The organism is Bradyrhizobium sp., assembly GCF_049798375.1.
Lineage (GTDB): Bacteria > Pseudomonadota > Alphaproteobacteria > Rhizobiales > Xanthobacteraceae > Bradyrhizobium.
Window position 1 is genome coordinate 1 of record NZ_JBARGP010000648.1, and the last position, 10,308, is coordinate 10,308.

At 64.6% G+C, this 10,308-nt stretch carries 11 protein-coding genes; 3 read left to right on the top strand and 8 right to left on the bottom strand.

The genetic code is table 11. From position 1 onward, the window contains the following. Both WA702_RS25420 and WA702_RS25425 read right to left on the bottom strand, forming a co-directional pair. Positions 1-2,153 (bottom strand): efflux RND transporter permease subunit (locus tag WA702_RS25420; RefSeq protein ID WP_425113298.1); only part of this gene is annotated, 2,153 nt, incomplete at its 3' end. Positions 2,154-2,426: 273 nt separating this feature from the next. Beyond that, a complete protein-coding gene (locus WA702_RS25425; RefSeq protein WP_425113299.1) occupies positions 2,427-3,092 on the bottom strand; it encodes an O-methyltransferase in 666 nt (221 codons plus the stop codon). 107 nt (positions 3,093-3,199) lie between these two features. On the opposite strand from WA702_RS25425, the gene WA702_RS25430 reads away from it, so the two are divergent. Further along, positions 3,200-3,832 (top strand): TetR family transcriptional regulator, encoded by a 633-nt coding sequence (locus WA702_RS25430; protein WP_425113300.1) that lies wholly within the window; start codon positions 3,200-3,202, stop codon positions 3,830-3,832. 41 nt (positions 3,833-3,873) lie between these two features. Here the strand turns inward: WA702_RS25430 and WA702_RS25435 are convergent, their stop codons facing one another. From WA702_RS25435 to WA702_RS25450, 4 genes are all read right to left on the bottom strand, one after another. Then, positions 3,874-4,701 carry a hypothetical protein gene (locus WA702_RS25435; RefSeq protein WP_425113301.1) on the bottom strand — a complete coding sequence of 276 codons (828 nt, stop codon included), beginning with the start codon at positions 4,699-4,701 and terminating at the stop codon, positions 3,874-3,876. Positions 4,702-4,949: 248 nt separating this feature from the next. Beyond that, positions 4,950-5,957, bottom strand: a complete 1,008-nt coding sequence (locus WA702_RS25440; RefSeq protein ID WP_425113302.1) for a hydrolase — start codon at positions 5,955-5,957, stop codon at positions 4,950-4,952. Continuing rightward, positions 5,957-7,180: a lytic murein transglycosylase gene (locus tag WA702_RS25445; protein ID WP_425113307.1), complete on the bottom strand. Its 1,224-nt coding sequence runs from the start codon at positions 7,178-7,180 to the stop codon at positions 5,957-5,959. Before WA702_RS25445 ends, WA702_RS25440 begins: the two co-directional genes overlap by 1 nt. A gap of 47 nt (positions 7,181-7,227) precedes the next feature. Beyond that, on the bottom strand, positions 7,228-7,791 hold the full coding sequence (locus WA702_RS25450; protein WP_425113303.1) for a MarR family winged helix-turn-helix transcriptional regulator: 564 nt from the start codon (positions 7,789-7,791) through the stop codon (positions 7,228-7,230). A gap of 53 nt (positions 7,792-7,844) precedes the next feature. Here WA702_RS25450 and WA702_RS25455 point away from each other — a divergent pair, with 53 nt between their 5' ends. Continuing rightward, the gene (locus WA702_RS25455; protein ID WP_425113304.1) at positions 7,845-8,321 is read left to right on the top strand and encodes a carboxymuconolactone decarboxylase family protein; all 477 of its coding nucleotides are present in this window, start codon (positions 7,845-7,847) and stop codon (positions 8,319-8,321) included. Between the two features lie 62 nt (positions 8,322-8,383). Continuing rightward, entirely contained in the window at positions 8,384-8,872 is a 489-nt protein-coding gene (locus WA702_RS25460) for a cupin domain-containing protein (RefSeq protein ID WP_425113308.1), read from the top strand. Between the two features lie 19 nt (positions 8,873-8,891). On the opposite strand, the gene WA702_RS25465 is transcribed toward WA702_RS25460, so the two are convergent. Beyond that, positions 8,892-9,698 (bottom strand): amidohydrolase family protein, encoded by an 807-nt coding sequence (locus WA702_RS25465; protein WP_425113305.1) that lies wholly within the window; start codon positions 9,696-9,698, stop codon positions 8,892-8,894. Next, on the bottom strand, positions 9,698-10,308 hold a 611-nt coding region (locus WA702_RS25470; RefSeq protein WP_425113306.1), incomplete at its 5' end, for an MFS transporter. The genes WA702_RS25470 and WA702_RS25465, both read right to left, overlap by 1 nt.

Genomic DNA, 10,308 nt, shown 5'->3' on the forward strand with positions numbered 1-10,308 from the left:
TCGCGATCGATCACCACATCGGAGCGCAGCGCCCGGTTCTGCTGGTCGCTGTTGACATCGGCCAGCGCCGGGTCGTGTTGAAGCGCGGCGACAAGTTTCGGAATCCATTCGTTGAGCTCGGCCGGCGTTGAGCCCTTCAGCGTATATTGATAGGCTGCGTTGGCCGTGCGTCCACCGGCGCCGAGGTCGCCGACCGACTGCAGGAAGAGCTGGGCGCCGGCGACTGCCGTCAGCTGGCCGCGCAGCCGTTCGATCACCTGCTCGGCTGACAGCTTGCGTTGAGCAAGCGGCTTCAGTGATGCGAACACCGAGCCGGTGTTGGTCGAGCCACCTGGACCCGGCCCGGCCCCGCCGGTGAAGCCGACAGCCGTGTCGACCGCCGGATCGCTCCTGACGATGTCGATGAACTGCGCGAGCTTCCGCTGCATCAGCTGAAACGACGTGTGCTGATCGGCCTGGATCGAGCCGATCAAGAGGCCCGTATCCTGCTGCGGGACGAAGCCCTTGGGAACGGCGCCATAGAGGTAGAAATTCAGTCCAAGCGTCGCAGCCAGGATCAGCATCACCGAGAGCGGATGGCGCAGCGCGATCGCAAGCGTCCAGCGATAGAAGCTCAACAGCAGGTCGAAAACCCGCTCGCTGGCCCGGTAGACCCGGCCGTGGCGCTGGCCGGCTTCGCTACGCAGCAGTACTGCGCACATCATCGGGGTCGTGGTCAGCGAAACCACCAGCGAGATCACGATGGCAATCGTGATCGTCACCGCGAATTCGCGGAACAGCCGTCCGACCAGGCCGCCCATCAGCAGGATCGGCACGAAGACCGCAATCAGCGAGATACTCATCGACAGCACGGTGAAGCCGACCTCGCGGGCACCGAGCAAGGTCGCCTCCAGCCGCGACAGGCCGGCGTCCAAATGGCGCGTGATATTTTCCAGCACCACGATGGCATCGTCGACCACGAAACCGGTCGCCACCGTCAGCGCCATCAGCGAGAAGATGTCGAGGCTGTAGCCCAGCAGGTACATCACCGCGAAGGTGGCCACCAGCGACACCGTCACCGCAACCACCGGAACCAAGGTCGCACGCGCGCTGCGCAGGAATGCGAACACGACGAGGATGACCAGCGCAACCGCGATCAGCAGCGTGATCTCGACGTCCTGCAGCGACGCACGGATGGTCTTGGAACGGTCGACCGCGAGCGTGATGTCGACGGCCGGCGAGACCGAGGCGTGCAACACGGGGATCAGCGCCTTCACGCTGTCGACCATCCGGATGATGTTGGCGCCGGGCTGCCGGTACACGATCATCATCACCGCGGGCTTGCCATTGGCGAGACCCAGGGTGCGCAGGTTCTCCACGGAATCGATGACGTCGCCGAGATCGGCAAGCCGCACGGCGGCGCCGTTGCGGTAGGCCACGACCAGCGATTTGTAGTCGTCGGATTTGGTGGCCTGATCGTTGGCGTAGAGCTGGAACCGGCGGCTTCCCGCATCGATGCTGCCCTTCGGGCTATGGGCGTTGGCGCTCGACAACGCGGCGCGAACGTCCTCCAGGCCGATGCCGTATTTGTAGAGCGCGGTCGGATTGAGCTCGGCGCGCACCGCCGGCAATGATCCGCCGTTCACCGCGACCTCGCCGACACCCTCGACCTGCGACAGTTTCTGGGCGATCACCGTCGAGGCTGCATCATAGAGCTCGGCCGGTGTCAGCGTCGTGGATGTCAGCGTGAAGATCAGCACTGGCGCCGACGCCGGATTGAACTTGCGATAGCTCGGGTTGGTTCGCAGGCTCGACGGCAGATCGGCGCGAGAGGCGTTGATGGCGGCCTGCACGTCGCGCGCGGCGCCGTTGATGTTGCGATCGATGTTGAACTGCAAATTGACGCGCGCCGAACCCAGGGAACTGGTCGACGTCATCTCGGTCACATCGGCGATCTGGCCGAGATGCCGCTCGAGCGGACTTGCCACCGTGGTCGCCACGTCCTCCGGGCTTGCGCCGGGAAGCGTCGCTTGCACTGAGATGGTCGGAATGTCGACGTCGGGCAGCGGCGACACCGGCAGCTTGAAAAACGCGACCGCGCCGGCCACGACCAGCCCGAGCGAAAGCAGGGTGGTGGCGACGGGACGGCGGATAAACGGCGCAGAGAGATTCATACGGGACTTAAATGGCTCGATGCGGGGCAGTTTCTATCTGGCTGCGCCTGCCCGCAGAAGCCTCATCTTGTCACAGCAGGGCGTCATCAAGCCGCCGCTTTCGGGCTGCCGGGAAACATCCGATCACCAACGCGGTGCGACCAGAAACGATCTGAAAAGAAGTGAATTGGCCGATGCGAGCGTTGACCGACGATGTCGTCCCGGCGAACGCCGGGACGACACTCAGCGTGTTGCGCCCGCAAGTGCCGTCGGAAGTGCCGGCCGCACTCGGCCTCAGTTGATCCGCATCGACAGCTCGACATCGTCGCAGAACGGCACCGACAGGTAGCCGCTCGCGGGCGAACGCACGCGTGCCAGATAGTCCGGGCTGTGATCGGCGTTGTCCGCGACGACGATGGCGCCCGGCTTGAGGCGACTTTCCAGCAGGCTCAGGATATCGGGGTAGAGGCCTTTGGCGCCGTCGAGCAGCACCAGGTCGATCCGCTCAGGAAGATCGATGCTCAGCGTTTGCAGCGCATCACCTTCGCGGATCTCGACGAGGTCGGTGAGACCGCCGGCAGTGAGATGGTCGCGCGCGCGCGCCGCCTTCGATGGCTCGAACTCCGTGGTGATCAGGCGTCCGCCGCCATTGTCCTTCAAGGCTGCGGCGAGATGCAGGGTCGAGATGCCGAATGAGGTGCCGAATTCGACGATCGTCCGTGTGCCAAAGCTGCGCGCCAGCATGTAGAGCAGCGTGCCGGTCGTGCGCGAGACCGGCAGCGGAACGTTCTTGAGGCGGCCGTAGAGGTCGCGGTAGCCGCTCCTGCTGCGCATCAGCTCCGTTTGCTCGTCGTCGGAGAGGTCGGCGAACAAGGCCCCCATCTCGCTCCTGCTGGCCGCGGCATCGTCGAACAGGCGATCGAGCAGCGGCGCCAGCGGAGCAGTGGTCAGTGTGGTCATTGAAGTCCTCGGTATTGGAGATTTTGCCTTGGAATGCGCGTCCTTGCGCCGGATTGAAAATACGACTAATTCGTCGCATTTCCTATTCGCATTCCCCTTGGGACGTCATGGCAGGTCACCGAAGCTCTTCAGTTTCCTCGCGAAAGCAGCCGAAACAGGCGCGCTCCACCGAGCTCGTCGGTGCCATTCTGGAGGCTGCTGTTCAGGTTTTGGCGAAGGAGGGCGCGCAGCGTTTCACCGCGGCGCGGGTGGCCGAGAAGGCCGGCGTCAGCGTCGGCTCGCTGTACCAATATTTTCCGAACAAGGCGGCGATCCTGTTCCGTTTGCAGAGCGACGAGTGGCGGCAGACTGGCGAACTCTTGCGCGGCATCCTCGAAGACGGCGCGAGATCACCGCCGGAACGCCTGCGCAGGCTGGTGCACGCCTTCATCCGCTCGGAATGCGAGGAGGCCGCGATCCGCGGTGCGCTCGATGATGCCGCGCCGCTCTATCGCGATGCGCCCGAGGCGCGCGAGGCGAAAGCGTCGGGGCACGGTATTATCAAGGCCTTCATGCGGGAGGCGCTGCCCGAAGCGCCGAGCGCCAAACGCGCACTCGCAGCAGACGTGGTCAAGACCACGCTGAGCGCAGTCGGAAAGCAATTCTCGGAGAGCCCGCGATCATCAGCGGAGATCGACGTCTATGCCGACGCCGTGGCCGACATGTTCTGCGCCTATCTCAAGGCGATCACGAAGGACTGAGACGTCGTGGCGCTGCGCCTGATACCGGTCGCCTCTCAGCTCTATCCAGTGTGAGGCGTCGGTGGCGTCCGTGGCGTAAGCGCGCGTGATGCGGCTTGCCGGGCCTCTTCGAGCAGCCGGCTTGGAACGGAGAACGGGCGCATCATGTCATTTCTGGAGATCATTGCGCCTGCGGAGTCTGGCCACGTGACCTCCGTCGGGTAAGCGCCGTGAGAGATGAAACCGTCATCCTGGCCGGCGGCAAAGCCACTGATCGCGTTGGGCGCGTCGTTCATTGCGGGCGGCCCGATGGCGCTGGGACCCGAGCGCATCGAGAGTGCGGCAAAGGTCAGTATCAATCCGAAGCCGAACGTGAACAGCGCGAGACCGCGAACCACAAAGCTGACGTCGACTTTGTGTTCGGGCGCAGGCGGCGCGAGGAGGTTCGATTGCGCCTTGATCCGATGGTCAGGGATGATCTGCTCAACGTCGACCCAGCGCTCAGACCAGTCCGCCACGAACGAGGCCAGCTTGATCGGCGTGACCTTGACCGGAATCATCTTGACCGATGTGTCCGGCGCAGCAACGGCCTGATCCGCTGGTCCCGCCGCCGCCCGCGCAGGCTCGTTGTCAACGACCAGTTCGGATCTTGCTTCACGCCATGTCCGACGCTGAAGCTCGGAGCGTTTTTGCCCACCAGCATGGCGTTCAGCTTGCACGGCATAGCGACGCCGCCCCGGCGACGCATCCCAACAATGACTCGCGCCGTGCCAGTAGAGGTGCACGGAGCCGAACTGATGACGTGCTTCGCCGATGCTCATGCAACCTGCCGATGCAGGCGCCGGCGCGGTCATCACGATCACCGCAACAAAGATCACTGCAACACGCATAACTAGCCTCCCGGGTTGTGGTCCGTGTAGGCATGCCGAGATCTTCCAATTCGAACGTCAGATCAAAAGCTTGGACAAATTGTGGCCGATTGGTCAGAGTTGCTGACCCATTCGTCCACTTGGTCGGCGGCGCGCGGCCATGATGAACGTCCAAACCCATGGCGTGAGTGCGGCCTATCGCATTCGGCAGGACGCTCGTGCGGGACGGTCGAACGGCTTGGTCATGCGGGGTGTTTACGGCCGCACGCTCAGCCCGTGGCGTTGAGGTCGGGCAACTGGTCCTGAAATTCCTTCTCGTTCAATAGCTGCTTGAGCAGCTTGACCATGCCCTGTTCCGACGGATGGTAGGCATCGATGAAGTTCATCGGATCGTCGGCGATAGGCGAATGCGCCAGGTCGAAAAACACGATGCCAAGGCTGCGAAGCCAGCCTGCCCTCTGTTCGCTTTCGAAGTCGCGCCAGACCCCGGAGTAAGGCCGATAGGCTTCGTTGGTGTCGAGATAGTCGACCGCGCCACGAACATAGGGAAGCTGCACGGCAATCAGCTTGATCCCGCGTTGCTTCGCCAGGGACGCCAGTTGAACGATCGGCGCCATCTGCCGCTCGGACATCTGCGGCGCGCCGGGCGCCGCTTCGAGCATGTGCTGCGCGGTCTGAAGCTTGCTGCGAGCCATCTCGATGAAGCTGGGCGGGTAAAGATAGGATCCGTCGCGACGAAATCCGTCCTGGCGCCGATCTTCCTGGAACGCCACCGGCGCGGGAAGGGCGTGGAGGAGATGGGTGAGCTTGAACGACACATAGCGCGATGGCTGGTAGATCATGGCCCGCTGGGTCTTGTAGCCGTCGTCCCAGGAATCGGTGAACAGGAAGTAGTCGAGTGCGACGATCACGACGCGCGGTCGCACCTTGCGCGTCAGGTGCTCGAATACGTCGAGCAGTTGAGCGGTCGTCCAGGCCGTGAAGGATGCGTTGTAGAAGCGATACGGCTTGAACATCCAGTCGCGGAGCGTGCCGGCGCGCGAACTGCTGATGCAGAGCACATCGGGCTGCACCTCCTCGACGCGCGCGATCTTGAAAGCCGCGTTGTAGCGCAGGTCGGCGGGCAGGACGACGTCTTCGCCATCCCGAGCCTGCAATCGTGCCAGGCTGGCCGGAGTGGTCAGCGCGTGAAAATGGTAGCCGAAGCCGAGCAGGCCAAGCGCCGAGGCGGATAGGAGAGCAAGAACTGTTATGACGTAGCGGCGCATGGCAGCCATCAGCCGCCTTGCCTCAGCTTCGCCAGCACCTTCAAGCCGCCATAGCCGTCGGCCGGCGTGATGCCGGCCTTGGCTTGGAAGTCGCGGATCGCCTGCATGGTGTCGTTGCCGACGCGGCCGTCGGTGCCGCCGGTGTCGAAGCCGGCCGCGGTCAGGCGCTTCTGCATCTCCTGCACCTCGGCAAGTGTCAGCGCGCGCTCCGAGCCCGGGAACGGATGGATGAAGGGCGGTCCGCCGAGGATGCGATCGCCGAGATGGCAGATCGCGAGCGCGTAACTCATCGCCGGATTGTAGCTCTTCACCGAATAGAAGTTCGGACCCAACAGGAACGCCGGCCCGCCGGCGACGGGAATCCAGAGCTGCGCGCTGGCGCCCGGCTGCGGAAACGCCTCGTCATCGGCACGCGTGATTCCGGCGCTCTGCCACGCCGCATAGCTCCGGTTGCCGCTCATGTTGCCGTTGGGTGCGTTAACCTCATAGCCCCAATGCTCGCCGCGATGATAATGGCCGCGGTTGACGAGATAGCGCGCGGTCGAGCCGAGCGCATCGTCGGGCTTGCCGAACGGCGAGATCTTGCCGTCGCCGTTATAGTCGAAGCCAACATTGAGCCAGACCTCGGGCATCCATTGCGTGTGGCCCATGGCGCCGGCCCAGGAGCCGCGCATCTCCTCCGGCGTGCTCCAGCCGCGATCGACGATCTTGAGCGCATTGATCAGCTCGGCTTCCCAATAGGCCTTGCGGCGTGGCTCGTTCCAGGCGAGCGCGGCCAGCGCCGGAAACACCGGCCGCATGTGATTCTGCTGCACTAGCGGATCGCCATAGGCGGACTCGACGCCCCACAGCGCGAGCAAGGTGCCACGCTCGACGCCAAAGTCCTTCTCGATGCGGGCGAACAGCGCGGCGTTGTCCTTTAGCGCGATCTTGCCGTTGATGATGCGCCAGTCCGAGACGCGCCGATTGATGTATTGCCAGAGCTGCTCCTTGAACTCGGGCTGGTTTCGCAGCTCCTTGAACACGCTCATGTCGGGCTCGAGGTGGGCCATCACCCGATTCCAGGTCGCAGCCGAGATGCCCTTGGCCATCGCGCGCTCGCGTAAGCCATCGCGCCAGGCGTCGAAGCCCGGAGGGGCGGCAAAGGCGGTGAATGGCTGCGCCGCGAGCGCGGCCGCGGCGGCACTGAGGCGAAGCAGGGTGCGGCGATTGAAGGAATCATGCTGGGTCATGGCCACCAGTTTAACCTCTGAATCGCCATCAGGGCAGCCGTCGCGGGTCAGGAACCGCCCTGCAGATCGACAGCGATCTTGGCCAGCCAGCGGCGGACGGTCGCCAGTTCCTTCTCGGTCAGGCCGTCGGCCAGCCGCCGCTCCAGCGCATGCGCATGGCGGCGGCATTTCCGCAGCAAATCGAGGCCGTGCGGCGTCAGCGTCCATTGCAGGATGCGGCCGTGCACCGGATGCGCCGTCTTCCGAATTGCGCCATCGCGCTGGAGATTACGGATGATGACGCCGGTGGTCTGCGGCGTCAGCAGCGCCACCCGGGCGAGATCGGCGCCGGAGAGGCCCGGATAGGCCTTCAGCATGGTCAGCACCAGAAATTGTGGCGAGGTGACGCCAAGCTCGGCCAGCGCCCGCTCCAGCGTCAGCCGTGCCGCGCCCTGGGCCTGGCGCAGCAGATAGCCGAGATAGCCGTCGACACCGCGCTTGCCTTCGCCCGGCAGCGGTGGCTCGGCCGCGACGGCTAACGCCGGCGCAGATGCCAGCCTGGGCGGCCTTCCGCCGGATTGCCCGATCCCGTCTTCGTCATAGGTGCTTCGCGTCAGTTTCGACTTGCGCATGTTATAAGGGCTCTTATAAGTTGGAAGAGTACTTATATCACGGAGCGGATCGCATGTCACATGCGCGCAAGGACTATCCGGACTTCAAGGCGCTGGCGCCCGACATCTATGAGCGCGTGCTGGCGCTGAGCCAGCTCAGCGGAAAAGCCGGCCTCGACAAGGATCTGCTGGAATTGGTCAAGATAAGGGCCTCGCAGATCAACGGCTGCGCGTTCTGCGTCCAGTTCCACATCCTGGAAGGCGAGCGGCTCGGGATTCCAGTCGACAAGCTCAACTTGGTCGTGGTCTGGCGCGAAGCGCCGCAATTCTCCGCCCGGGAGCGCGCCGCGCTGGCGTGGACGGAGGCGCTGACCTTGTTGCCCAACGGGGTCAGCGACGCGCTTTATGCGCAGGCAAGCGCGGAATTCTCGGAGCAAGAGCTGGCTTATCTCAGCTCGGCCATCGCGGTCATCAACATCTGGAACCGGTTTGGTGTCGCCTATGCCTGGACGCCGCCGACGCGCCGGACGGCACGCACCAGCGCGGCCTGATGCGGAGCGGCCGATCAACGATTGACAGGAGAACGACGACCATGACTTCGTTCGCGACGACGATGTCCCTCGGGCCGAGACGGCTCCATATCCAGCCGGTCTGGCTGTCCTTGATGGCGGGTCTTGCCTGCGCCTTGGCGATCGCGAAGGCGCTCCCTGTCGCCGGAGATGCCATCTCCGGCGCGCTGGCGCCGCTATGCGCCACGGCGGCAGCGGGTTCGCCGCTCGACAAGGTCGAACTGATCGATTCCTATCCATTGCCCAATGTCGCGGGCAAGCGCGTGACCATTGTTCGCGTGTTCTATGGTCCCGGTGGTTTCTCACGGCCGCATCGACATGCGGGTTCGGTGACGGCCTACATCACCCAGGGGGAGATCCGCTCGCAGCTGGGAGGAGGGCCTGTCGAAATCTTCAAGACTGGCCAATCCTTTTTCGAGCCGCCGGGAGCGACGCATCTGGTCTCGGCCAATGCGAGCCTGACGGAGCCTGCGGAATTGATTGCCGTGTTCATCGCCGACGAGGGCGCGGAGCTGACGACCTATCTGGAATAGCGCGCGGCCGTTGTTGCGTTCAGAAGCGGAACAGCGCGCGCGGCCCCGCCAGCACGCGGGCGCGCTCGCGTTCGTCAGGGATGAGCGCGTCGAGGAAGGCACGGTTGGCCGCATAGCTCTCCGTGGCCTCGAACCGGGTGTGCGGCCAGTCGCTGCCCCACATCAGCCTGTCGATGCCGAACGCCTCGCGCAACACGGGATATGCCGCGCGAGCGAAGGCATGGCCATGCGGGCCGTTGCGATAGGCGCCCGACAGCTTGACCCAGACGTTGCCTGATACTTGGCCCGACGTGCCGAGCTTCAGCACCTCGGCGAAGGCCGGGTCGGTGACCCCGACCGCAGGGTCGGGCAGCGCAAAATGATCGAGCACGACCGTGAGATCATGGGCACGCAGGCGTGTCACCAGCGCGGGGAGATCGGGCGCGCGCCGCTGCAGCTCGATTTGCCAGCCGAGCCCGGCGATCGCTGCAAAAAAATTCCTCCAAATGCTGTCGTCGAGATCGGGCAGGGCGCGGCCGACCAGATTGAGCCTGATGCCGGCTACGCCGGCGCGGTCGAGTGCGCGCAACGCGTCCGCTGATGTCTTCAGGTCGAGCACGACGATGCCGCGCAAGCGTCCTCCTGCGCGCACGAGAGACTCGACGAGATAGGAATTGTCGGTGCCGAGAAAGCTCGGTTGCACCAGCACGCCGTGATCGAGGCCGGCCTTGTCGAGTTCGGCAAGATAGGTCTCAAGTGGCGCATCGTAGCCAGGCGTGTAACGGCGGTTCGACGCCAGTGCCAGACCGCGGTGGAAGACATGCGCGTGGGCATCGATGCCAGACATCAGGCGTGGACTGGCTGCTCGAACACCTTGCCGCGCGTCTCGGGCAGCATCAGCACCGCGAGCAGCACCAGTGCATAGGCGAAGGCGGCGTCGATCCCGATTGCCGGGCCAAGCCCGATATGCTCCGACAGCAAGCCGACCAGGAACGGAAACGCGGCCGAGACGACGCGGCCGAAATTGTAGCAGAAGCCGACGCCGGTGCCGCGAACGCCCGCAGGATAGAGCTCGCTGAACAGCGCCGCCATGCTGGCGGGAATGCCGGCCGAGAAGAAGCCGAGCGGAAAACCAAGCATGAGCATTTCGCCATCGGAAAGCGGCGCGAAGATGTAGATCAGCACGGTGGCGATACAGGCGGCGGCGAACAGCGCGGCATTGGCGCGGCGGCCGATGCGGTCGCTCAGCATGCCGCTGGCGACGCAGCCGCAGAAGAACGCGACGATGATGACGGCGAGATAGCCGCTCGATCCCAGCACCGACAGTTTCCGCACCTCGCGCAGATAGGTCGGCAGGAAGGTGGTCAGCGCGGCATAGCCGCCATGGGCGCCGGTCCCGAACAGGCCGCCGACCAGGGTCGCGCGCAGCGTCTCGGGGCGGAAGACGCCGGCGAGCG

Excerpts from the sequence above, each read along its gene's own strand:
- WA702_RS25425 (WP_425113299.1), bottom strand. The coding sequence starts at position 3,092 with ATGACCACACTGACCACTGCTCCGCTGGCGCCGCTGCTCGATCGCCTG.
- WA702_RS25430 (WP_425113300.1), top strand. The coding sequence starts at position 3,200 with ATGGCAGGTCACCGAAGCTCTTCAGTTTCCTCGCGAAAGCAGCCGAAA.
- WA702_RS25435 (WP_425113301.1), bottom strand. The coding sequence starts at position 4,701 with ATGCGTGTTGCAGTGATCTTTGTTGCGGTGATCGTGATGACCGCGCCG.
- WA702_RS25440 (WP_425113302.1), bottom strand. The coding sequence starts at position 5,957 with ATGGCTGCCATGCGCCGCTACGTCATAACAGTTCTTGCTCTCCTATCC.
- WA702_RS25445 (WP_425113307.1), bottom strand. The coding sequence starts at position 7,180 with ATGACCCAGCATGATTCCTTCAATCGCCGCACCCTGCTTCGCCTCAGT.
- WA702_RS25450 (WP_425113303.1), bottom strand. The coding sequence starts at position 7,791 with ATGCGCAAGTCGAAACTGACGCGAAGCACCTATGACGAAGACGGGATC.
- WA702_RS25455 (WP_425113304.1), top strand. The coding sequence starts at position 7,845 with ATGTCACATGCGCGCAAGGACTATCCGGACTTCAAGGCGCTGGCGCCC.
- WA702_RS25460 (WP_425113308.1), top strand. The coding sequence starts at position 8,384 with ATGTCCCTCGGGCCGAGACGGCTCCATATCCAGCCGGTCTGGCTGTCC.
- WA702_RS25465 (WP_425113305.1), bottom strand. The coding sequence starts at position 9,698 with ATGTCTGGCATCGATGCCCACGCGCATGTCTTCCACCGCGGTCTGGCA.